Origin of the sequence: Lysinibacillus sp. FSL M8-0355 (genome assembly GCF_038008985.1) — a bacterium.
GTDB classification, from domain to species: Bacteria; Bacillota; Bacilli; order Bacillales_A; family Planococcaceae; genus Lysinibacillus; species Lysinibacillus fusiformis_D.
Genome location: NZ_JBBPAI010000001.1, coordinates 2,289,764 through 2,313,620 on the forward strand (window position 1 = coordinate 2,289,764; position 23,857 = coordinate 2,313,620).

The 23,857-nt window shown below is 38.5% G+C and carries 17 protein-coding genes and 1 riboswitch; of the genes, 15 read left to right on the forward strand and 2 right to left on the reverse strand.

All coding sequences use genetic code 11. From position 1 onward, the window contains the following. Positions 1 to 269: 269 nt before the first annotated feature. The 5 genes from MKY46_RS11235 (at position 270) to MKY46_RS11255 (ending at position 7,805) form a co-directional block, all read left to right on the forward strand. Positions 270 to 956, forward strand: coding sequence for a CAP domain-containing protein (locus MKY46_RS11235; protein ID WP_036126066.1), 687 nt, complete (start codon positions 270 to 272; stop codon positions 954 to 956). Between the two features lie 251 nt (positions 957 to 1,207). Continuing rightward, positions 1,208 to 4,162, forward strand: a complete 2,955-nt coding sequence (locus MKY46_RS11240; protein WP_340834212.1) for an EAL domain-containing protein — start codon at positions 1,208 to 1,210, stop codon at positions 4,160 to 4,162. A gap of 118 nt (positions 4,163 to 4,280) precedes the next feature. Beyond that, positions 4,281 to 5,714: a spore germination protein gene (locus tag MKY46_RS11245; protein WP_340834215.1), complete on the forward strand. Its 1,434-nt coding sequence runs from the start codon at positions 4,281 to 4,283 to the stop codon at positions 5,712 to 5,714. Beyond that, positions 5,711 to 6,739 carry a GerAB/ArcD/ProY family transporter gene (locus tag MKY46_RS11250; protein ID WP_340834217.1) on the forward strand — a complete coding sequence of 343 codons (1,029 nt, stop codon included), beginning with the start codon at positions 5,711 to 5,713 and terminating at the stop codon, positions 6,737 to 6,739. The genes MKY46_RS11245 and MKY46_RS11250 overlap by 4 nt, the downstream gene beginning before the upstream one ends. After that, the gene (locus MKY46_RS11255) at positions 6,729 to 7,805 is read left to right on the forward strand and encodes a Ger(x)C family spore germination protein (protein ID WP_036126053.1); all 1,077 of its coding nucleotides are present in this window, start codon (positions 6,729 to 6,731) and stop codon (positions 7,803 to 7,805) included. The genes MKY46_RS11250 and MKY46_RS11255 overlap by 11 nt, the downstream gene beginning before the upstream one ends. 42 nt (positions 7,806 to 7,847) lie before the next feature. Here the strand turns inward: MKY46_RS11255 and MKY46_RS11260 are convergent, their stop codons facing one another. After that, positions 7,848 to 9,194, reverse strand: coding sequence for an MATE family efflux transporter (locus tag MKY46_RS11260; protein ID WP_036126051.1), 1,347 nt, complete (start codon positions 9,192 to 9,194; stop codon positions 7,848 to 7,850). 172 nt (positions 9,195 to 9,366) lie between these two features. Between MKY46_RS11260 and MKY46_RS11265 the strand changes: the two genes are divergently transcribed. Further along, positions 9,367 to 10,443 carry an undecaprenyldiphospho-muramoylpentapeptide beta-N-acetylglucosaminyltransferase gene (locus tag MKY46_RS11265; RefSeq protein WP_036126049.1) on the forward strand — a complete coding sequence of 359 codons (1,077 nt, stop codon included), beginning with the start codon at positions 9,367 to 9,369 and terminating at the stop codon, positions 10,441 to 10,443. An 81-nt stretch (positions 10,444 to 10,524) separates the two neighbouring features. On the opposite strand, the gene MKY46_RS11270 is transcribed toward MKY46_RS11265, so the two are convergent. Continuing rightward, positions 10,525 to 11,073 carry a GNAT family N-acetyltransferase gene (locus MKY46_RS11270; protein ID WP_036126046.1) on the reverse strand — a complete coding sequence of 183 codons (549 nt, stop codon included), beginning with the start codon at positions 11,071 to 11,073 and terminating at the stop codon, positions 10,525 to 10,527. Positions 11,074 to 11,614: 541 nt separating this feature from the next. On the opposite strand from MKY46_RS11270, the gene MKY46_RS11275 reads away from it, so the two are divergent. From MKY46_RS11275 to MKY46_RS11315, 9 genes are all read left to right on the forward strand, one after another. Further along, complete coding sequence (locus MKY46_RS11275; RefSeq protein WP_036126045.1) at positions 11,615 to 13,642, forward strand: diguanylate cyclase domain-containing protein; 2,028 nt, start codon at positions 11,615 to 11,617, stop codon at positions 13,640 to 13,642. Between the two features lie 113 nt (positions 13,643 to 13,755). Further along, on the forward strand, positions 13,756 to 14,430 hold the full coding sequence (locus MKY46_RS11280) for a response regulator transcription factor (RefSeq protein WP_058844437.1): 675 nt from the start codon (positions 13,756 to 13,758) through the stop codon (positions 14,428 to 14,430). Continuing rightward, positions 14,427 to 15,812 (forward strand): HAMP domain-containing sensor histidine kinase, encoded by a 1,386-nt coding sequence (locus MKY46_RS11285; protein ID WP_036126039.1) that lies wholly within the window; start codon positions 14,427 to 14,429, stop codon positions 15,810 to 15,812. Before MKY46_RS11280 ends, MKY46_RS11285 begins: the two co-directional genes overlap by 4 nt. A gap of 232 nt (positions 15,813 to 16,044) precedes the next feature. Then, positions 16,045 to 18,870 (forward strand): 2-oxoglutarate dehydrogenase E1 component, encoded by a 2,826-nt coding sequence (locus MKY46_RS11290; RefSeq protein WP_271913357.1) that lies wholly within the window; start codon positions 16,045 to 16,047, stop codon positions 18,868 to 18,870. 94 nt (positions 18,871 to 18,964) lie between these two features. Next, positions 18,965 to 20,224: a 2-oxoglutarate dehydrogenase complex dihydrolipoyllysine-residue succinyltransferase gene (odhB, locus tag MKY46_RS11295; RefSeq protein WP_249645685.1), complete on the forward strand. Its 1,260-nt coding sequence runs from the start codon at positions 18,965 to 18,967 to the stop codon at positions 20,222 to 20,224. A 342-nt stretch (positions 20,225 to 20,566) separates the two neighbouring features. Then, positions 20,567 to 20,753: riboswitch (Lysine riboswitch) on the forward strand. 118 nt (positions 20,754 to 20,871) lie between these two features. After that, positions 20,872 to 21,729 carry a transporter substrate-binding domain-containing protein gene (locus tag MKY46_RS11300; protein ID WP_036126033.1) on the forward strand — a complete coding sequence of 286 codons (858 nt, stop codon included), beginning with the start codon at positions 20,872 to 20,874 and terminating at the stop codon, positions 21,727 to 21,729. Positions 21,730 to 21,899: 170 nt separating this feature from the next. Next, positions 21,900 to 22,625 (forward strand): amino acid ABC transporter permease, encoded by a 726-nt coding sequence (locus MKY46_RS11305; RefSeq protein WP_036126030.1) that lies wholly within the window; start codon positions 21,900 to 21,902, stop codon positions 22,623 to 22,625. 12 nt (positions 22,626 to 22,637) lie between these two features. Then, entirely contained in the window at positions 22,638 to 23,369 is a 732-nt protein-coding gene (locus MKY46_RS11310) for an amino acid ABC transporter ATP-binding protein (RefSeq protein ID WP_036126028.1), read from the forward strand. Positions 23,370 to 23,633: 264 nt separating this feature from the next. After that, positions 23,634 to 23,831 carry a DUF6501 family protein gene (locus MKY46_RS11315; protein ID WP_036126026.1) on the forward strand — a complete coding sequence of 66 codons (198 nt, stop codon included), beginning with the start codon at positions 23,634 to 23,636 and terminating at the stop codon, positions 23,829 to 23,831. The last annotated feature ends 26 nt before the right edge of the window (positions 23,832 to 23,857 follow it).

Consider the following 23,857-nt stretch of genomic DNA (forward strand, 5'->3'; position numbering starts at 1 on the left):
AAATAGGCTGAGAATCTAGTGCATAAAACCATCATTTTTTATTCATTTTAGATGCGTATTTTCGAAAATAGTAACGAGTTTAAGAGGGGTGTCAACCCTCTTTCAAACGTAAGTATTTCATAGATTGGCGAAAACTAGTAAAAAATAGTGCAAAAAAAACGCGATTTTTCGCGCATTTCTTTCTTCGTTGGAGACGTTAGCAAATGTTGGTAAGATTTTTATGAAAATCATCCTTTACGATTAGTTGCAGAGAAGGAGGAATTGCAAACATGAAAAAAACACTCACTGCAATTTGTGCAACAATTCTTTTAGCAGCTCCAATTCAAATAGCTTCAGCTGCTGCTAATACAACAGAAGGGGATTCTGTACAGCAATCAACGAACTGTAAAGTTTATTATTATAAATGGTCAAACAATCATAAGTGGAATATCAAATTACCACAGGCATCTACACCATCTAAAGAGGTGCCAACAACAAATAATAATACACAACCAACGCCAAATAATAATCAATCATCACAAAACGAAAAACCAGCAACACCACCAGCTACTTCAACACCATCAACAACAACTTCAGATGTGAACGCATTTGAACAGGAAGTAGTAAAATTAACAAACGCTGAGCGTACAAAAGCTGGTTTATCACCACTTCAAACAGATGCGAAATTAATGGCTGCAGCTCGTGAAAAATCACAAGATATGCAAACAAACAAGTATTTCTCACATACAAGTCCAACATTCGGTTCACCATTTGATCGTATGAAAGCTTTAGGCATCACTTATAAAGGTGCTGGAGAAAACATTGCTCAAGGTCAACGTTCACCACAAGAAGTAGTACAAGCGTGGATGGACTCACCAGGTCACCGTGCGAACATTTTAAATGGTAAATTTACGCACATCGGTGTAGGTTACGTGAAATCAGGTAACTACTGGACACAACAATTTATTCAAAAATAATCACTGCTTACACAAAAGATACCTGATAAGTCTCTAATGGCTTATCGGGTATCTTTTTTTATTTGCAAAAGTTAAATGCTAATGGACTGTTTAATTATTGAGCAAATCACAGGCTTCATCACTCATACATCAACCTTTATCGTCCAACTTTTAAATTTTATCGTCTAACCATCAAAATGATAGTTTTTAAACTATGTTTTTGGGGAATTACTAAGTTAGTAGTAGGTAAAAAGTAGGGAAGGGTGAGGTTGATGAAAAAGCCGAATTTATTAAAGCAATTTTTTGCAAGAGAAGAAAGTACACAGGCGATAGCGCTGGCTACAGTTCAAGATCATCGTTTATTCTCATATGCCATGTCCTTTGCGAAGTATCACCCTGATATGATGATTGTCTTTGCAGCGGATGGAGAAATTATTTATGTAAATCAAGAGGCACTCTATCAACTATTACACTATCGACCAAGCCATGCAGAGGATTTTAAGCGAATTTTGACGGTCCCTGATTATAAGCGGCTAAAAAGAGCATTCAACCAAACATTGCGGGGGAAATCGGTCAAAATTGATATAGAAAGGCTACAGCATCAAGGTCAACAGCTAAGCCTTGTACTAACATTTATACCGATTAAAAATGGTGAGGATCAGGCAGAGGGGCTTTATTTAATTATTGAAGATATGTCTACCTATTCTGCGATGAAGCATCAATTATTGCTTCATGAAAAGCATTTAAATTATGCTCAGCATATTGCCGCAGTAGGGAGCTGGGAATACTTTATTCAGCACGACAAGCTGTATTGCTCCGATAATTTTTATCAAATTTTTGGCTTTAGCCGTTCAGAAAACGACGGTATTGATCGAGCTTTCCAATTCATCCATCCAGATGACCATGAAAAGACCTACGATGCATTTAACAATGCCCGAAAAGGCATCAACTTGAATAGTGAATTTCGAATATATCATGGTGAAACTCATGATTTGCGTTATGTACAAGCAGCGGCAGAAGTAACTTGGAAGGATAATAAGCCCTTTAAGATGGTTGGGGTTGTAAAGGATCAGACAGCTTTTAAACTGCTTGAGCAGGCATTAAATGATACACTCGCCAACTATCATTATATTTTTAATCATTTAGATGCGGGGATTTGGATGCGAGATTCCATTCGAGGAACAATGCTTTTTGCCTCAAAAGGGCTAGAGGGAATTTTAGGCATTCCACTAGCGAAGCTTTACGAAGACGCCGAAGTATGGATTAACATGATTCACCCTGCACATCGCGAGGAGGTACTAGCGTACACCGATTATCTTGCTATCGGCAAGAGCTACCAAGTGATTTATCGTATTTTTACAGGTGAAAACCAAACAAAATGGTTGCTTGAGCAAATTGTACCGAGACTCGATGAGAAGGGAGAAGTAAATCAAATTTTTGGCTTAGTAACGGATATTACAAAGGAGGTTGAACGAGAAAAGAAGCTCAATTATTTAGTGTACTATGATGAATTGACAGGCTTACCAAATCAATTGAGCTTGCATGATAAAGTGGACACGCTCTGTTCGGCAGGCGAGCCATTTGCCCTTCTCTATATTTCCATTAATCGTTTTCATGTGCTAAATAATGCATTAGGTTCACAAATCGGTGATGAGCTTCTTCGAGTGGTGACCCAGCATTTTGCCAAGCTTCTCGATGATACTAGTTACTTGGCACGCCTAGACCATCAGCATTTTATTTTGGTAATGAAAAAATATGTGAGTAAACAGCATATTTACGCATTGGCTAATCGTTTACTGAAAATCTTTGATACCGCTCTGACGATTAAAGACTATCAATTGCATCTCTCTGCTAGCATTGGCATTGTTTTTTATCCTGAGGAAGGTAGAAAGAGAAATATCTTATTAGAAAATGCTTACTCTGCTTTGTGCTATGCGAAGCAACAAGGGCGCAATCGCTTTCATATTTATGCCTTTACAGAAGATATTACTTCCTATAAGCAATATGTGCTAGATCGTGATATGCGTCAAGCGATGTTAAATGAAGAGTTTGAGCTATATTTTCAGCCATTGGTAGAGCCACAAAAAGGCAATATTTATGGGGCAGAGGCGTTAATTCGTTGGCATCATAAAGAATGGGGGCTTGTGTCACCTGGTGAATTTATCCCTTTAGCGGAAGAAAATCATATGATCCATATTATTACAGATTGGGTCATTAAAAAAGCATGTGCTTTCTTGCAGAAATGGAAGCAAGATGGGCATGTACTGCGTACGATTAACATCAAAATTTCACCTATTCGTTTGATGAAAAGGGGCTTTGTCCCATTTCTTCAAGAGCAATTGCAGCTCAATGAAATCCCTGCTCATTATTTACAATTAGAAATTACAGAAAGGACCATTTTAAAAAATAGTGCAAGTGTTATGACGGTATTAAAGGAGTTGCAAGAACTTGGTGTCAAAATTGCTATTGGTGATTTTGGAACAGGCTATTCATCGTTAGAATCATTGCGCACGTTTCAGCCAACAACGCTTCATATCTATGAGGCGTTTATTCGGCAAATTCGCCATGATCATCCTATTGAAAATGGGCTTATCTCAACAACGATCTATTTAGCAAAAATGCTAGGTATTCAAGTAGTGGCAAAAGGGGTCGAAAGCTATGATCAATATATTTTTTTAAAGCAGCATGAATGTCATTATCTACAAGGTAGCATCTATTCAAAAGCAGTTCCTGCGAAGGCTTTTGAAAAAATGCTAGCTAAAGGCTTCTTAGAACCGCCGAAAGCGATTGTCCATCACAAGCCAGCTGTGGAGCGTCGCAAGTATTTTCGCTTTCATTTCCCAGCCTATGTGAAGGGCTCTATGACCATTATTGAAATGAACCAGCAAAAGCTTGCTATCGGTCATACGCCAATCGTGATTGAAAATATTAGCTTAGGGGGAATGAAGATTCGCTCTACACTGAAGCTACCAATCAATCAAACGATGAAGTTTCAATTTAACTTTGTGTTGATGAACCAGTCATTTACTATAGAAGGTACATTTAGATGGACATTAGAGGAAAAGTATCAAATTTATTCATACGGAGTAGCCTTCAATCTAACGCAGGAAAATGAGGGGAAATTAGCGCCTATCATCAATCGTATGACAGCTTTGCATAATCAGCATGAAAAAATAGAGGGGACGCCCTTTATCTATGAAGATATTGAAGCTTATTTTAAAAAATAATCCATTTAAAGATGCCCCTCTGTTTTAACGGGCATCTTTTTTATGGCTATGAATCCCACTATGCAAGCGTTTGAAAATGGCGAAAAATGTTTATACTCTCCAATAGAGGGGGCGTTTTATGGATAAAGTGGAGTATATGATGAAAAGCCTACAAAAAGCATTCTACCATTCCTCGGATTTGACAGTCAGACAAGTAGATTGGCATGAAGGGGATACGGCTATTTTATGCTTTTACGCTTCTCTAGTTGATGCGAAGGAAGTACAAAAAGTACTGGATACCATTTATGCCCGTTTAGATACAGATAAACCTTTTTGGAGTGAAACGTTAATTACGACATTGCAAGATTTTTCCTTACCGCAAGCGATTGAAAGAGTCTGTCAAGGGGAAACGATCGTGATATTGCCTGAAAGGGGAGAGATGCTGACACTTAGCATCATAAATGAGGTGCGTCGAAATCTCGAAGAGCCGATCAACGAACATATTCTTCGAGGCTCGCATGAGGGCTTGATTGAGCGTGCAGACACCAATTTAGCTTTGATACGAAAGCGAGTGAATAATCCCGCACTTGTCGTAAAATCTTTTTCGATTGGCCATCAAACGAAAACAAAGGCCTATTATCTGTATATGGATGGGGTCATACAGCCTGAGACCTTACAGGAGGTTGAAAAGCGGATTGCAGCGATTCAGATCGACTATTTTTATAGTATTGGTCAATTAAGCGATGCGTTAGAGGATTCGGTGTTATCGCCCTTTCCACAATTGTTAAATACAGAGCATCCAGATCGTGTAGTAGCCAATTTAGTGGAGGGCAAGGTCGTGGTCATGACAAATATTTCACCATCTGCCTTAATTGGTCCCGTGACCTTTTTCTCTTTCTATCAAACACCCGATGATTATAATGGTCGGGTTGTTGTTGGCTCCTTTTATAAAATCGTCCGCTTACTGTCGTTTATAACCGCGTTTTTTTTACCAGCTTTTTATATTGCAGTAGTTAGCTTTCATTTTGAGGTACTGCCACTAGAACTAAGTAATCAAGTGAAAAACGATGTGAATGAAATCCCTTATCGACCACTAATCGAAGCGCTCATTCTTGAAATTATTATGGAGCTTATTCGAGAATCGAGTATACGTTTGCCGCAATCTGTAGGGCAAACAATTGGAATCGTTGGGGGGCTAGTAATAGGAGATGCCATCGTTAATGCAGGGTTAGTGTCTAATTTAATGGTCATTGTCGTTGCCTTAACGGCTATTTCAAGCTATGTCGTTCCATCCGTTGAATTGAATAGTACCATACGTATGTTACGCTTTCCGTTTATGGTCCTAGCCTCATTGTTTGGGTTTTTAGGGATTGTCATAGGGGTTGTTATTTTACTCATTCATCTAATCAGTTTAACTTCTATTAAACAGCCGTATTTTTCACCCATCGTACCTTTTCAGCCAAAAGCGGTGTATAAAATTTTTTTACGCTGGCCATTCATTAAACCGACTGTGCAAGTTACTTCCTTTGACCCACCAGAGGATGAACAGCTAAAAAATGAGGATACGCCATGAAGTTTTCGCTATCTAAGGCTCAATTTTTTTTAGTACTATTTATTATTCAAACAGGTGTCGTCTATATTGCCTTCCAAACCCCTTTAATCATTTACAGTCAACATAATGCTTGGCTCGTTTTTATTTTAGCAAGTGTCATTCATTATGGTCTGTTGCTCCTGTTTGAACGCTATTATGCCTACTTTTATTTAAATCGATTTTTTCGCTGGGTCTATCAGCTTTATTGGATTTTATTAGCGGCTGTACTGATTGCCTATATGGGATATGTTTTGGCCACATGGGTATTACCACAAACCCCTGAATGGCTCGTTGTTGTACTGATTGTCGCACTATCCTTGTATGCCAACCTAGTAAGACCAGAAACGGTCATTAACATCGGTGTCATGCTCATACCAATCATTTTCCTTTTTGTGCTTTTTTTAATGCTGGCGATTCCCGATTTAACATGGAGTAATCTATTTCCTATTGAATGGAATCATATGAGACAAATCATGGGGGGCTTGATTCATAGTACCTATGCTTTTTTTGGCATTGAAATGTACCTTCTTTATCGACCATTTCTAAAACAAGATACACAGGTGAAAGGGCGGCCTTTATTCATCTACCAACTGGTCATTTTTGTATTTTATTTGATTTCCGTGCTTTTTACGCAAATGTTCTTTGCCTTAGATGAAATCAAGTTGATCCCAGAGCCGATTATGTATATTTTAAAATCACAGGAAGTGACATTTGTTAAACGACTTGATATTTTCTTCGTCTATATTTGGCTATCATGGTCTATTGTCACGGTCATGATTTTTGGTCTGTCCTTTCGAGTGCTGTATCTTTCAAAAAAAAGGAAGCATCCGAAATGGAGTATTATTATCTACCATCTTTTACTGGCAATACTACCGCTCTTTATGATGCAATTTCAGCGCATTGAGTTTATTAAAAATTCTTTGCACTATGTATTATTCTTTTTTACTTTTCTACTACCGCTCATCATTATCTGTTGGAATAAATGGAGGGGAAAACGTGTATCGTAAAGGGAGTATAATCATCTTATCTATAGTGCTTTTAGCGGGATGTTGGGATGAACGTCTTTATAAAAATGCGTCTGTCGTAACACTCGTTGGTGTGGAAGGCTATGTTGGGGAGTACAAAGGCTATTATGCTTATCCGAATACAACAGCACAGCAAAATGAAGTGATTGAAGCGGAAGGGATTTCACCGAAAGATGTACGCAATAACGCCAATTTGAAAGTCGAGCAAACGCTTGATCTATCGGAGCTATCAACGCTCCTAATAGCGGATCAAACAGTGAGAGAGCCCATTTATGATATCTTGGATATTTATTTTCGCGATCCTCAAAATCCGATATCCATCAAAGTGGCGATAACAGAAGGGGATGTCAAACCATACGTCGACTTAACGAAGGATTTAGCTGGAAGCGCAGGCGTTTATTATGAACGCTTTATCGAAAGTACAGAGGAAAATACCTTTTTTCCGAAATTAGATTTACAAACGATTGGCTCGATGTTATTTGAACAAACAATCGATATCACGCTACCGTATATTCGGCTAGGTGAGGATAAAAAGCACGTTGTTGCGGCTGGTTTAGCTTTATTTTCAGGTCAAACCTTTACGGGCACAGTATTAACGCCAAAACAATCCCTCATCATGCTCATTTTAATGAATCAAACTAATAAGCAAGCACGTATGAGTTATATGTGGAAGCATGACGGGAAAGAAATGCCGATTACGGCAGATGTTATCCATGTGAAGCGTAAATGGATAGTGGATGAGGAACTGAGGCGAATAACGATGGATTACCAACTCGAGGTCGGAATTGAAGAATTCGCCCAAGATCATTTGTATAAAGAAACCATTTTTAAGGATGTTCAACAATTGATTCAAAAGCATTTGCAGGCGGAGTTTGAGGAGGTCTTACGTATACTTCAAAATCAAAAGTCTGATACATTAGGAATTGGTCGCTATATTCGTGCCTATCACCCGAAGATGTTTAAGGACGACTGGCATACGGAATATACATCCTTACAGCTCGTGCCGTCTGTTCAAGTGAAAATCATTCGTACAGGTGTATTACGCTAAAAAATCGCCTTTCTCAAGAGGGAGAAAAGCGATTTTTTGTCGTTAGACGGTAACTCTTTTTTGAACAATTAGCAGACGGATAAGCAGGGTGATTGCGCCCATTGTTAAACCAGCAACAAGTCCAATCCAATATCCAAATGGACCAAAATCAGTATGCGTAGCAAGGATATAGCCCACGGGCAAGCCAATGATCCAATACGAGATAATTGCCATCATAAATGTGATCATAACATCCTTATAGCCACGTAATGCCCCTTGTACGGGTGCTTGAATCGCATCCGAGAGCTGAAAAATGGCTGCATAAACTAAAAATTGTACAGCATACTCAAGTACTATAGGATCTGTTGAATACATATGAGCTACAGGCTCACGTAAAATAAATAAGATACAAGCAGAAATAAAACTAAATAAAATGGCTGTGCCGACACATAGATAACTATAAATACGAGCATCCCGCATGCGACCAGCACCAATTTCAAAGCCTACTAATATGGTAACACCCATGGAAATACTAAGCGGCACCATATAGAGCAGGGAGGTGAAATTTAAGGCAATTTGATGAGCAGCAATAATTTCTGTACTAAAATTACTCATCATCATGGTAACGGCAGAAAAAATGCTTGTTTCTGCAAATAAGGAGATGCCAATTGGCACACCAATCAGTAAAATTTCCTTCCATCGAAGCCATTCCAGCTTCGGCCAATGGTGGAACAAACGGAAACGTTCGAACGGTACTCGTTTGGCGATAATCCATACAGTAATCAAGAAAATGAGCCAGTACGTAATTGCTGTTGCGACACCTGCACCAATCCCGCCAAGCTCTGGTGCGCCGAATTTACCGAAAATAAAAATGTAGTTAAGGACGATATTAATCGGCGTTGTCAATAATGTAATAATCATTGTGACACGTGTCTGCCCAAGGGCATCAATGAAACAACGCATGACAAAAAATAAGAATAAAGGTAAAAGACCAGCACACATCGCATAGATGTAGCCTTTTGCAATGCTATGTACAGCAGATTCTAAATTCATCTTGCTAAGTATCCAATCGATGCCAAAAAAGAGCCCTGTGAAGATGATGATTGCCAGTAAAATGGCTACATAAATGCCTTGCTGAACTGCCTTTTTGGCATCCATCTCTTGTTTCGCTCCGACTAGCTGTGAGACAATCGGTGTAATGGCAAGGAGAATACCCGACAGTCCTGTATAAATCGGCATCCAAATGGAGGAGCCAATCGAGACACCTGCTAAATCGGCTGTCCCATAGCGACTGGACATTAAAATATCAAAAAATGAAATAAGATAAATGGCTACTTGTGTTACTAAGATGGGAACAATCATTTTTAAAAGTAGTGCATATTTTTCCTTAATTGTGGATGTTTGGTACATATTTGATACTTCCTTCGTGAACATAATGAACAAGTATAGCATATGTAAAGAGAGAAAAGCTTGAAATTTTCGTGCTTCATCTATATCTTTTCTTCAGCATATAGTAAAATAGAACACTGTAAACAAAAAGTAGTGCGGACTACAATGGTTTTTAAGGAATAGGAGAATTAATGTGAAACAACAAACTATCATTTTAACCGGTGGTGGGACAGCTGGCCATGTATCGTTAAATCAAGCGATACTCCCGTCTTTACTTGAACTTGGTTATGATGTCCACTATATTGGTTCAGAACAAGGTATTGAAAAAGAATTAATAGGCGAGGCTTTCCCCGATGTTCCATTTTATGGCATTGCGAGTGGTAAATTGCGTCGTTATTTCTCAATGAAAAATTTTACAGACCCATTTAAAGTGCTTGCTGGAATGATGCAGGCTTTTCGTATTATTAAAAAAGTAAAGCCACAGGTTGTCTTTTCAAAGGGTGGCTTTGTTTCAGTACCTGTTGTTATGGCAGCAAAACTGGCAGGTGTGCCTGTTGTTATACATGAATCTGATGTGACACCTGGTCTTGCCAATAAAATTGCCCTGCCTTTTGCCTCTCATGTGTTCACGATTTTTGAAGAAACACTAAAGCATTTACCACAAGAAAAGGCAACTTGCACAGGCTCCATTATTCGTCCGGAGTTGTTTGAGGGCGAACGGGCAAAAGGGTTATCATTCTGTGGCTTTTCAACATTAAAGCCTGTTTTACTAGTGATGGGCGGAAGTTTAGGCTCTGTTGTTCTAAATGAGGCATTGCGTCAAAACTTACCAGAGCTTTTAAAGCAATTTCATATTATTCATTTGTGTGGGAAAGGGAACTATGACCAAGCACTAGAGACAATGCCTGGCTACAAGCAATTTGAGTATGTGACAACAGAGTTACCTGATCTATTGCATGCAGCAGATTTTATCGTGTCACGAGCAGGCTCTAACTCCATTTTCGAATTTTTGGCACTACACAAGCCGATGCTATTAGTGCCGCTATCCGCACAAAAAAGTCGTGGGGATCAAATTTTAAATGCCAACTTGTTTAAAAAACAGGGCTATGCGGAAGTGCTGCAGGAAGAAGAATTAACAAAGGAATCTTTTATGAAGTCGGTTCATACATTAACAGAGTGTAAGGCAGAAATGGTCGAGAAGATGTCCAAAACGCAAAAACCAAAAACACCAGACGAAATGGCAACATTAATTTTGCACTACAAAAAATAAAGGCTCTTTGAAAAAAGAAAAGAAGCTATGAGGCAGGTCAAAGATGACAAAACCTTATAGCTTCTTATTATATATGACACATTACATGGCTTGCTCTTCGCCTTCTTGCATTTGATGTGCTGTTATTAAGTAGAATAAATCTTTTTGAATTTTGAATAAATTAAATTGAGCTTCACCGCTATTGACCTGTGCTAATAAAGTCGGATGACTTTCATTGGCACTCACCACATAAGGTAGCTTTAATGCGGCACGCTGTGATTTTAAATTTTCAACTCGTATACGGAGAAATACCGTATGGAAATTATAATCAAAAAATAACTCATTCAAAAATAGCATTTTTGCCTTTTGATTATAGCCTTTACCCTGGTAAGGGAGTCCAATCCACGTTCCTAAAAAGCCTGCACCGTCCTCCACATCGTGAATACTAATGGTGCCGATTGGTTGACCCCAATCATCAGTAATGGTCCTCGAGATAGCGAGTCCTCTCGCTTCCTCTTCAATCAGTTGTTTTGTCATAAACCAATACTCATCAGCGGATGTGGCTTTCTGACGGACAAAAGGGAATACAGAAGGGTGTGATAATAGCTCATAAAGCTCTGTACATTCATGCAGGTCTCGATGTTTAAGCATACGAAACGCCTCCTTTACTAGGGTAGTTAAAACAATTCCGTTGAAGCATAAAGAAGAAAACTAAAATTCGTACTGGAATTAAAACCCAAAGAACTAGACGTTATAACTATGATATTCCATAATCTCCCGCTGTCTTACTGATTTCGACCATACCGAAAAAAGGCTAGTTTTTTAAATATAATATAACACGAAAGCTGTTTGATGCAATCATTTTGCTCGAAAAAAACAAAATTTGAGTTTAGTAGTCAGTAAATTCTGACAAAAGAAGAGGTGTTGGCGAAAATATTGTTGTTTTTTAGCATTAAGTCTATCCTATCAATTTTATCTAATATTAATCATTTATACACTTCTTTAGTAGGATTTAAATGTTTCTACAATAGGTAATATATCAAAAAATATCCTAAAAAGGATATAATTTATCTTATTCTGTAAGGGTAATTTTTGATTTTTATGTTATAATAGTAGTATTATATAAAATCGAACAAAACATACATACTAGCATTTTTATCATGATTGCAATGGCTTTTCTGGAGGTGACAGCATGGAGTATCTTTTAAGCGAAGATTTTTTTAATTCATTATTTATTGGCAAAGATTTTGCTTTTCTCATGAAAAAAGTAGAGGATGATTATCAATATATTCGCTTAAACCAAGCAGCTCGTGACCTGTTATCAAATGAGGCGATTGGAAAAATGATTTCAAGCGTTACCTCAGAGCGCATTTTTTCGATCATTCAGAAAAACTACGATCAAGCGATTAGGGAGCATAATCAGGTTGACTATGTAGATTATGCGTATTTTCAGTCGGAGGTTCATAAATACGAAACGTCTGTCAGACCGTTGAAATATAATAATGAAGACTATATATTAGCCATCACAAAGGAAATCCTCTATGATCGCAATATTGAGGATAAATTTTTATTTATGCGGTCCATGTTTGACCATGCCTTTTTCTCCACGGTCATTTTATCGGCCGAAGGTATGGTATACGAAGTGAATTCTTGCTTTATGGAAGATTTCCAATTAGATAATGAAACTGTCAAGCAAAAATTGTTTGTTGATTTACCGATCATCCCGAAAGAAGAGGTTGAACACATTGAAGCTTGTTTACAAAAAGCAGCGAGAGGGGAAAACCTTGATAAAAAGCTGATCAAGCTGTTTACGTCAGAAGGTCAGGAGCGCATGTATTTAATGTCCCTATCGCCTGTAATGCAGGATGATAATTCGTTTGCTATCTTTCTAATCATGCAGGATTTTACTCAATTTACTTTACAAAAAGCAGAATTACGTTCGAAGTCTCATGGTTTAGAAGTTTTTAAGTCTGCCTTAAATTCAGCTACAGCCATTGCTGTATTGGACCATAAAGGCTATATTACGGAAGCAAGCGATATGTTTTTACAGGCTTCTGGCTACACTGCGGAGGAATTAATAGGTCAGCCCTATTCATTAATGGAGCCAAGGTTCAATGCGCAAAACTTTTTACAATTAATCGAAGGCAAGCTGGATACAATGGAGATTTGGCGAGGAGAACTGTGCTATCGCACAAAATATCATGCCGATTATTGGGTGGAGGCAACCATTGTGCCGTTAAAAAATGAGTTCGGTAAAATCGAACAAATTTTAACCATTAACTATAATATTACAGATAAGAAAAAAATGTTCACAGAATTAAAAAATATTGAACGTACTTTCCGACTCATTACGGAAAATACAAATGATTTAATCGTGATTACGAATGAAGATGGCATTATTCTTTATGCGTCTCCATCCTATGGGATTTATTTAGGGTATGAAAATGAAGAGCTACTTGGGCAGTTTTACAGTGATATTTTAGATCAAGAAAGTAAAAACGAATGGCAAACATTTTTAAACAATTTTACAGGTCAGCCAGAAACACAGTTTGAGCTTTTACTAAAGGCGAAGGACGGTACACCGATTTGGACAGAGGGCAATGTCACGGTTGTACATGACCCTGAACGTGAAAAGGTTTCACAAATTATGATGGTGTCTCGAGAAATTACTCATCGCAAAGAAAGAGAAAATGATTTGCTCTATTTAGCCTATCATGATGCGTTAACACAGCTACCTAATCGACGTTATTTACAAAAAGAGTTTCCGAAAATACTGGCAAAAGCAGCTGAAAATCAAACCTGTGTCGCCATGCTCTATCTAGATGGCGATGATTTTAAAGAAGTCAACGATCGTTTTGGTCATGACACAGGGGATGCGTTTATTCAGCGCTTTGGTAATGCCTTAAATCAAACGGTTCGCAGTCATGACATGGTCATTCGAATTGGTGGCGATGAATTTATCGTCATCCTAACAGGTTTAACAAGAGAAGCTGATAAAAGGCATGACCAAATTATGCATATTATTCGTCGAATCCGCGATGAACTAGCAGAAGGCTGGATGATTGAAGACCATCATTTTACTCCTACAGCCTCAATCGGTATTGCCTATTATCCAGATCATGCACAAACTTTGGATGAGTTAATGGATTTAGCCGACCGAGCTTTATATCGATCAAAAGAGTTGGGAAAAAATAATCTTTCCATTTCGGGAATACAATAAAAAAGTCTGTCCACAAGGTTTCCCTTGTGAGACAGACTTTTTGTTTGATGTTATGCTAGAACGTGAGAGGGATAAATATCCTATATCGTTATTTTAGAATAGAAGGTGATACAATGCCTAAGAAGATATTGTTGGTAGAAGATGAGAAGCATATTGCGCGTTTTGTTGAACTAGAATTACAGCATGAGGGCTATGAGGTGAAAACAGCCTTTGATGGACGGGATGGACTGGCTTTGGCCACTACGGAAAATTTTGATGTTCTCTTATTGGATGTGATGCTGCCAGGCATTAATGGCATTGAAATTTGCCGCCGTATCCGAACGCAGTCACAGGTGCCAATTATTTTATTAACGGCGAGAGATGCTGTAATGGACCGTGTAGCGGGCTTAGATGCAGGAGCCGATGACTATATCGTCAAGCCTTTTGCTATTGAAGAGCTGCTTGCTAGAATACGGACGATTTTACGTCGTGTCACACCAGAGCCTACTAGCAGCGAATCTTTATGTTTACGAGATATTGAAATAGATGTGGCAGCCTATGAAGTTTTTGTTCAAGGGAATAAACTTGACCTAACAAAGACAGAATATGATTTACTAAAACTATTAATCGAGCACAAAAATAGAGTGTGTACGAGGGAGCATATTTTAACGTCAGTTTGGGGCTATGATACGGATATCGAGACCAATGTAGTAGACGTTTATATCAGACATTTACGCACAAAGCTCCCTGGTGATATGAACGCTTATATAGAAACTGTTCGTGGTGTTGGGTATGTGATGCGTGAATGAATAAATTAAAAAATTATGTACGTCACCAATCTTTACAGAAAAAATGGATGCTGACATCAAGTAGTGTCATCTTTATTAGCTTTACAATTATTTGTATAGTCGTTTATCTTTCGCTTCATACATGGCTCTTAAACGATGAGGAAGGTAAGGTCAAACGTACAAGTGACGATATTATCTCCTTTTTAGAATCACAAGGTCCTAATGTTACCATTCAGCAAATACAACAAAATACAGGTTTGCTCAAATCCATTGCCGATCGCGATGAAACGGTCAGAATATTTAATAGAGATGGAGTGGATATTTTACGTATCAATGATACTTCAGCTGCTGCACCGCTACAATCGATGCAAGAAGTTCTGGAAATGACCATCGATAAGAAGGATGTACTCGTCATCAATGAACCGATACGGATCGGCTTTTTTCAAGGCTATATCCAAGTTATTCATCCTTTGACTAGCTTTCAATCCCTTATGCATTACCTTCTGACAGCGATGCTAATAGCGGGGATAGGGGCATTGATACTATCAGGCTCCATTGGCTATTATTTGGCCAATTATTTAATGAAGCCATTACATGAATTGCGTGCATCCATGAAGACGGTGGTAGACCAAGGATTTAATCAGCCTATCCAGCTAACCTATACATCACAGGATGAGATTGGTGATCTGTTAAAAATGTACAATGCGATGATGAATGAGCTGCAAATTTCCTTTACCCAGCAGCAACAATTTGTCGCAGATGCTTCCCATGAACTGCGAACACCGATTCAAGCCATTGAAGGGCATCTCTCCTTGTTAAAAAGATGGGGCAAAGATGATCCAGCCATTTTAGAAGAATCCATTGATACTTCACTAACGGAAATTGCTCGGATGCGTAAAATGATTGAGGAATTATTAGAGCTTGCACGACGTGAGGAAAAAGATGAGGCAAGTGAGGCAAATGCACTAGTAGTAATAGAAGCCGTCATGGAGGAGCTACAGCTTGTCCATCCACAAGCACGAATATCGCTGTCGAAAAATGGCGAAATCGGTCCGTTATTTATTACCGAAAATGCACTAAGTCAAATCGTTCGTAATATAATAGAGAATGCAATTCGTTATTGTGAAAAAATTCCTGAGATTGAAATTTCTCTTACAACTGCTGGAAAAATTGCATGTTTAGAAATTGCTGATAATGGTATAGGAATAGCAGAAGAGAATATGCCGTTTATCTTTGATCGATTTTATCGAGTGGATGAAGCAAGAAATCGTCAAATTGGTGGAACTGGCTTAGGACTTAGCATTTCGAAGATGTTACTTGAAAAATACAATGCGACAGTAGAAGTCAAGAGTGAGGTTAATATTGGAACCGTTTTCTCGCTAAGAATACCGCTAAAATATTAAGAAAAATTCACGCTTTATTTCATTATTCTATCCTTTGCGAAAAAAATTGCTTAATTTGCTAAAAAGAGTTGTATTTTTTGTGAAGAGTAGTAAGATTGAGATGGAAAAAACGTTCTTTAAAATATGGAAAAGTAGTGTGAAACTTTCTTTTAAAGAACGGCTAAATATTATATAATTAATTGTAATTTAATTAATGGAACTGCCGAAAGGCAAAATTTGGAGGTCATTTTTCATGTCGAACAACGTTACAACTGTAAGTTCTCCATGGTCAGCTTTCTCTGGTCCTAACCTAGGATATGTGATGGAGCAATACGACTTATTCTTACAGTCTCCTGAAGAAGTAGAACCGGAGTTAGTTTCTTTATTCCAACAATTTGGTGCACCAGTAGTAGTAGAAGGTGAAGTAGCTGTAGTTAGTCATACAGCAGCGGCTCCTGCTGGCGATTACAAAAAAGTGTTAGCCGCTGTGAAATTAGCAGACGCAATCCGTTCACACGGTCATTTAGCGGCAGATATTTATCCTCTGAAAAACCGTGAACTACAAACAGCTCAAATTGAAGAAAGCGCGTTCAACTTAAGCGCTGCGGATTTAGCTGAAATTCCTGCAGCAATCTTCTTCAAAGATGTGCCAGCAAACGTGAAAAATGGTAAGGATGCAATCGACTATCTAAAAGCTGTTTATACAGATAAAGTGGCATTTGAATACGGTCACGTAGTAGCTACAGAAGAACGTGATTGGATTCAAGCGCAAATTGAATCAGGCTTATTTAAACAAGCATTATCTTCTGAAGAGAAGAAAGCCTTATTAGATCGTTTAACTCGCGTTGAAAATTTCGAAAAATTTATTCATAAAACTTTTGTAGGGCAAAAGCGTTTCTCTGGTGAGGGCTTAGATACGCAAATCGTTCTATTTGATGAAATCGTTAAAACAGCAGAAGCCAAAAATGTAGAAAATGTACGTATTGGTATGGCACACCGTGGTCGTTTAAATGTTTTAACACACATCTTAAACAAACCTTATGACATGATGTTCTCTGACTTTGCACATGTTTCAAATGAGTTATTTATGCCTGAGCATGGCCGCCTTGAAATTACAAAAGGTTGGACAGGTGATGTGAAATACCATATGGGTGCTTCTTACAACCGTGAATCGGGTATGAATGTTAAATTGGCTTACAACCCATCTCACTTAGAAGTTGGCAATCCAGTTGTACTTGGAGCTACTCGTGCAACACAAGATGATACGTCTAAACCAGGCCAAGCGGTACACGACCGTACTAAAGGCTTAGGTATTTTAGTGCACGGTGATGCTGCATTCCCAGGTCAAGGGATTGTGACTGAGGTTTTAAACTTTGCTAAAACAGAAGGCTTTACAACAGGTGGTACAATCCACATTATCGCGAACAATATGATCGGTTTCACAACTGAGCATTATGATTCTCGTTCTTCTGTGTACTCTTCTGACCCAGCAAAAGGTTACGAGGTACCAGTAATCCATGTCAACGCAGATAGCCCAGAGGCAGTAGCGCAAGTGGGTCGTTTTGCTGCTAACTACCGTCAAAAATTCGGCAAAGATATTATTGTAGACTTAGTTGGTTACCGTCGCCATGGTCATAATGAAACAGATGACCCAACTGTGACAAACCCAGAAACATACAAATTGGTTTCTAAACATGAAACAGTGCGTGCTTTATATGGAGCACAATTAGTGGCTGAAGGTCTTCTATCTGCTGAAGATGTAGCTGCCTTAGATACAGCAATCTATGCAGAAATGCAAGCAGCCTATGACCATGTAAGAGAAATGGCAGATAAAGATGATCATCAGCATTTAGAAATGCCAGCAGAATTAAAAGTAGAGTTCCCACAAATTGATACAGCAGTTGGTGCGGAACGTTTAGAAAAAATCAATGAAGAGCTTTTAGTGTTTGAAGAAAACTTCGAGCCACAGAAAAAGCTTGGCAAAATTTTAGAAAAACGTCGTGATGCCTATGCATCAGCAAAAATTGACTGGGGCCATGCAGAAACGTTAGCATATGCGACAATTATCCAAGACGGCACACCAGTACGTTTTACAGGTCAAGATGCTCAACGTGGTACATTCTCTCAACGTCACTTAGTACTTCACGATAAAAACAATGGGAATGTCTTCACACCGCTTCATCATATTTCTGGTGCGAGTGCATCCTTCTCAGTACACAACTCTCCACTGACTGAAGCGGGAGTAGTAGGCTTTGAGTATGGTTACAACCTAGAAAATAGTCATGTTTTAACAGTGTGGGAAGCACAATTCGGTGACTTTGCGAACATGGCACAAGTGATGTTTGATAACTTTATTTCAGGGGCACGCTCTAAATGGGGCCAAAAATCTGGATTAGTGATCCTTTTACCACATGGTTATGAAGGTCAAGGTCCAGAGCACTCTTCAAGCCGTATGGAACGCTATTTACAAATGTCAGCTGAAAACAACTGGTTTGTAGCGAACTGTTCAAATGCAGGTAACTACTATCATTTATTACGCCGTCAAGCAGCGTTATTAGGTACAGAAGGGGTACGTCCACTTGTAGTCGTATCACCAAAATCACTATTACGTCACCCATTAGCGGCGGCGAATGCTGAACAATTGGCAAATGGTTCATTCCAAGAAGTGATTGAACAACCAGGTTTAGGCGCTAAACCAGAAGCTGTAGAGCGTATCGTTTTAGGAACTGGTAAAGTGATGATCGACTTAGCGGATCGCGTAAAAGACGGAGAAGGCTTCGATCATTTACACATTATTCGTGTAGAACAACTTTACCCATTCCCAAAAGAGCAAGTTGCTGGTATTATTGCTAAGTATCCAAATGTGAAAGAAATTGTTTGGGTACAAGAAGAACCTAAAAACCAAGGCTCATGGAATTATGCATTAGAAACATTATATGAACTTTCAGAAGGTAAAAAACTTCGCTATGTAGGTCGTCCTGCAATGAGCTCAACTTCTGAAGGGGATGCAGATTCTCATAAAGCAGCACAAGCAGCATTAATTGAAGCGGCAGTTGCTGAGCCAGTGAAGGTTAAATAATCACATATAAATTTTTGAAAAAACCGGGCTACTTGCCCTCAAGCAGTAGCCCTTTTATGTGCGTCATGCACGTTAATCAAAGGAGGAAATGAAAGTGGCTGAAATTAAAGTCCCTGAATTAGCAGAATCGATTACAGAAGGTAGTATCGCACAGTGGGTAAAAAAAGTGGGCGATCGCGTTGAAAAAGGTGAATTCATCGTTGAACTTGAAACAGATAAAGTAAACGCTGAAATCATTTCTGAAGAAGCAGGTGTATTAACACAAATTTTAGCTGAAGAAGGCGATACTGTACTAGTTGGTCAAGTTATCGCAGTAGTAGAAGCAGGCGAAGGCGCAGCACCTGCACCTGCAGCGGCTCCAGCTGAAGCAGCTCCGGCTCCAGCAGCGCCACAAGCAGCATCTGCACCAGTAGCAGCGGCTCCAGTTGTAGAAGAAACTTCTGGTGAGCGAGTAATCGCCTCTCCAGCAGCACGTCGTCTTGCTCGTGAAAAAGGTATCAACCTTGCAGCAGTATCTCCAGTAGATCCACAAGGACGTGTACGTGTACAAGATGTAGCAGCTCATGGTACAGCTCCAGCTGTAGCACCAGTAGCAGCACCTACATCAGTAGCAACTTCAGGTGGCCCAGTAGTATTTACACCAGCAGCTAATTCTGACCGTGTAACAGTTGAAAAAATGAGCCGTCGTCGCCAAACAATTGCTAAACGTTTATTAGAAGTGAAACAATCAACAGCAATGTTAACAACATTTAACGAAATTGACATGACAAATATCATGGCACTTCGTAAACGTAAACAAGAAGAGTTTGTAAAAGCAAATGACATCAAACTTGGTTTCATGTCATTCTTCACAAAAGCTGTTGTTGCGGCACTAAAAAAATACCCATACGTAAACGCTCAAATCTCTGGTGATGAAATTCATTTAAATAACTTCTTTGATATCGGTATTGCTGTATCAACTGAAGAAGGTTTAGTTGTACCAGTTGTACGCGATGCAAACAGCAAAAACTTTGCAGAAATCGAAAAAGATATCGCTAACTTAGCGACAAAAGCTCGTGATAAAAAATTAGGCTTAAATGACATGGCTGGTGGATCATTCACAATTACAAATGGTGGTGTATTCGGTTCATTAATGTCAACTCCTATTATGAACGGTACGCAAGCTGGTATTTTAGGTATGCACTCAATTGTTAACCGTCCAGTTGCAGTAAATGGTGAAGTTCAAATCCGTCCAATGATGTATGTAGCACTTTCTTACGATCACCGTATAATCGATGGAAAAGATTCTGTAGGATTCTTAAAAACAGTTAAAGAATTAATCGAAAATCCTGAAGATTTACTATTAAATTCATAATGCGATTCAACCCTGCGAACAATGTTCAGCAGGGTTTTTTTATGCATGACGAAAGATTTTGACCGATTCTATGTTTGAAAGAGTACTAATGTTATATCGTTTAGAGGAGCAAAAAAGACATAAACACAACTTTTCTCACATAGAGCACATACTCTATAATAAAAATTTGTTTTAATTTTCAGAAATATCGATAGAAGCTTAACGATTTAAAATGAATAGAGAACGAACAATATCCTAATATTGTCATTAGTCAGAAAAATGTTAAAACTGTCTTGACGAGTGTACTAGTTTTATAGTAGTATCTAAATATCAATTAAATAAACAAACCTCACTAACATTTACCAGTGAGGTAGAGGCGCGGTATTTATTAGTTCATTGTTGAGTTCAAGCAAGCGAAGACGCAATGAAGAAGGAAATATCGCCGAAGTATAAAAGGAGCTCGTACTTTTATGCTGGGTCTGCAGTGAATAAGTGCAGGACTGTCCTAGTAAATGGATTTCCAGATTTACTAGGTTGTGCTATCTCGGAAAATGGAAATTATAGTGAGGATTTGGGCAACTGTCATACAAGGTAAGACCTAAGTTCAATATACTTAGGTCTTTTTTATTACAGTTGTCTTATTTTTTTACAGAAAAGGGGAGTTTTTTATGAAAAGAAAATGGTTGTTAGTAATGATCTCTATCATGACAGCAATTGTGCTAGCTGCATGTGGCACTAGCGACAAAAAGGATGGCGGTTCAGGTGATGCTGGTGCTGACAAGGAAGCAAGTGGCGGTGAATTCCGAATCGGAATGGAGGCTGGCTATCCACCATTTAACTGGACACAGCAAGGTGATGCTAATGGTGCAGTGAAAATTGCTGATAATGCAGAGTATGCAGGCGGCTACGATGTCCAAATGGCAAAAAAAATTGCTGAAGGCTTAGGCAAAGAGCTAGTCATTGTCAAAATGGAATGGGACGGATTAGTACCAGCGCTACAATCTAACAAAATTGATGCGATTATCGCGGGTATGTCACCAACTGAAGAGCGTAAGAAAACGATTGATTTTACAGAAAACTACTATACTTCTGATTTCGTTATGGTTATTAAGAAAGGTAGCAAGTATGAAAATGCAAAATCGATTCAAGATTTCTCTGGTGCTAAAATTACTTCACAATTAAATACATCGAACTACAACGTTATTGATCAAATTAACGGTGTAGAAAAACAAACAGCAATGGAAAGCTTCCCCGCAATGCGTGTCGCTTTAGAGGCTGGCAAAATTGATGGCTATGTAGCAGAACGTCCAGAAGGTATTTCCGCTGCTGCTGCCAACGATAAGTTCACATATGTCGCATTTGAAGAAGGCTTTGATACGGATCTTTCCAATACTTCGATTGCTGTAGGCTTACGTAAAGACGATGCAAACCGTGAAAAAATCAACGAAATCCTAAAAGGTATTTCGGAAGACGATCGTCAAGCGATTATGGAAGAAGCGATTTCTCAACAACCAGCAGCACAATAATGACAAGGCACGGGCTAGTTGCTGGTCCGTGCATGATCATTTCATCATTATCAAAATGAGAACCTCTCTACATAATGATAATGTCCTAGCGTAACAAATCATAGAATAGTAGAAATAGCTAGGACACGAAGGAAATAAGCAAGCAACATGACATTGTTAGGAGGAACATCATGAGTCTTGAATGGATACTTTCAATTATTGAAAACAACTGGCAAATGTTTTTACGAGGTGCGTATTATACGTTACTGATTTCGATTATTAGTACAATTATTGGTGCATTCATCGGATTTTTCATTGGAATTATGCATACGATTCCAGTTCGTAAAAAAGGTTTAAAATTTTATAGCTTAAAGCTTATTAATTTTATCCTGACATGCTATGTTGAATTTTTCCGTGGTACACCAATGATTGTACAGGCTATGGTAGTCTACTACGGACTAGATATCGCATTTGGTATCGATATGCATTTTATTACAGCAGGTATTTTAGTCGTTTCCCTTAACACAGGGGCCTATATGGCAGAAATTGTTCGAGGTGGTATTGTCTCGATTGATAATGGTCAATACGAGGCAGCGTCGGCAATTGGTATGAATCACTTCCAAATCATGCTGCATGTTGTTTTACCACAAGTAGCACGCAATGTCTTGCCGGCGACAGGTAACCAATTAATTATGAATATTAAAGATACAGCCGTATTAAATGTCATTGGGGTAACGGAATTATTCTTCCAAACAAAATCAATTTCAGGTAACAACTTCCGTTATTTTGAATCATTCTTTGTTGCATGTATTCTTTATTTTATCATGACATTTACCGCATCTCGCATCCTTCTCTATGTTGAAAAACGTCTAGATGGACCTGATGCCTATCAAAAAGAACAAAAAGAAGCTGTATAGGGGGACGCACAAATGGCAGTGATTAAGATTGAACATTTAAGTAAATCATTTGGACGTAACCAAGTGTTAAAAGATGTAAATTTCCAAGTAGAAAAAGGCGAAGTCGTTTGTTTAATTGGCTCTTCTGGTTCTGGTAAATCAACATTACTTCGTTGCATCAATTTATTAGAAACGCCAAGTGGTGGTCAAATTATTTATAAAGGGGAAGACATTTTAGATGATAAGCACAATATTCAAGAATATCGTACACATCTAGGAATGGTATTCCAGCAATTCAATTTATTTAACAATCACAATGTGTTAAACAATTGCACAGTGGGCCAAATCAAAGTATTGAAGCGATCAAAGAAAGAAGCAGAAGAAACGGCGCTTAAATATTTGAATATCGTTGGTATGGATCAATATGTGAACGCCAAGCCTCGTCAGCTTTCAGGGGGGCAAAAGCAGCGTGTGGCTATCGCTCGAGCATTGTCAATGAATCCAGATGTCATGCTATTTGATGAACCGACATCGGCATTAGACCCAGAAATGGTCGGTGAGGTATTAAAGGTGATGCGACAGTTAGCCACTGAGGGGAATACAATGTTAATCGTGACACATGAGATGGAGTTTGCCAAAGAGGTGGCAGATCGTGTCGTCTTTATGGATAAAGGCATCATTGTCGAGGAAGGCCCGCCATCACAAGTATTAGTAAACCCTCAGCATGAACGGACAAAAGAATTTTTAAAGCGGACATTAAAATAAGCATAGAAAAAGTGAGTCCGATTTATTGGACTCACTTATTTTCTAGAATTCCATTCTGCATAAAGAACAAAGCAGATTGCAAATGCTACAGCAATAATAAAAAACCATTGCGGTACACCACCAAAACTCATCATAACACCTCAAATAGTCATTTTTTTTGGATAGAATAGCTATAGTCTTTCTTTTTTCTCCACAAAAGCCCAAAAATATTATAAAATAAGCAATAGACATTAGCTTCGGCTAGTAAAGAGAGGTAGAGAGAATATGTTACATTTAAAATGGAAAGATGCGCCAACACTACGAACGATAACTTGCAAACATACAAATGCATCAAAATACTTAGTGTCCAATGTATTAACAGTAGGGAAAGAATATGAAGTAAAAAATGAAACAGAAGAGTTCATTTTTATCATCGATAATACAGGTAATGTCGGTGGCTACTATAAAGATTATTTTGAATAACATAAAACAGGGTGGTTCAGATTATA

What these genes read in the sequence shown, in the direction of transcription:
- MKY46_RS11300 (WP_036126033.1), top strand. Translation starts at nt 20,872, where the DNA reads ATGAAAAGAAAATGGTTGTTAGTAATGATCTCTATCATGACAGCAATT.
- MKY46_RS11290 (WP_271913357.1), top strand. Translation starts at nt 16,045, where the DNA reads ATGTCGAACAACGTTACAACTGTAAGTTCTCCATGGTCAGCTTTCTCT.
- MKY46_RS11310 (WP_036126028.1), top strand. Translation starts at nt 22,638, where the DNA reads ATGGCAGTGATTAAGATTGAACATTTAAGTAAATCATTTGGACGTAAC.
- MKY46_RS11280 (WP_058844437.1), top strand. Translation starts at nt 13,756, where the DNA reads ATGCCTAAGAAGATATTGTTGGTAGAAGATGAGAAGCATATTGCGCGT.
- MKY46_RS11235 (WP_036126066.1), top strand. Translation starts at nt 270, where the DNA reads ATGAAAAAAACACTCACTGCAATTTGTGCAACAATTCTTTTAGCAGCT.
- MKY46_RS11275 (WP_036126045.1), top strand. Translation starts at nt 11,615, where the DNA reads ATGGAGTATCTTTTAAGCGAAGATTTTTTTAATTCATTATTTATTGGC.
- MKY46_RS11315 (WP_036126026.1), top strand. Translation starts at nt 23,634, where the DNA reads ATGTTACATTTAAAATGGAAAGATGCGCCAACACTACGAACGATAACT.
- MKY46_RS11260 (WP_036126051.1), bottom strand. Translation starts at nt 9,194, where the DNA reads ATGTACCAAACATCCACAATTAAGGAAAAATATGCACTACTTTTAAAA.
- MKY46_RS11240 (WP_340834212.1), top strand. Translation starts at nt 1,208, where the DNA reads ATGAAAAAGCCGAATTTATTAAAGCAATTTTTTGCAAGAGAAGAAAGT.
- MKY46_RS11245 (WP_340834215.1), top strand. Translation starts at nt 4,281, where the DNA reads ATGGATAAAGTGGAGTATATGATGAAAAGCCTACAAAAAGCATTCTAC.
- MKY46_RS11270 (WP_036126046.1), bottom strand. Translation starts at nt 11,073, where the DNA reads ATGCTTAAACATCGAGACCTGCATGAATGTACAGAGCTTTATGAGCTA.
- MKY46_RS11285 (WP_036126039.1), top strand. Translation starts at nt 14,427, where the DNA reads ATGAATAAATTAAAAAATTATGTACGTCACCAATCTTTACAGAAAAAA.
- MKY46_RS11305 (WP_036126030.1), top strand. Translation starts at nt 21,900, where the DNA reads ATGAGTCTTGAATGGATACTTTCAATTATTGAAAACAACTGGCAAATG.
- MKY46_RS11250 (WP_340834217.1), top strand. Translation starts at nt 5,711, where the DNA reads ATGAAGTTTTCGCTATCTAAGGCTCAATTTTTTTTAGTACTATTTATT.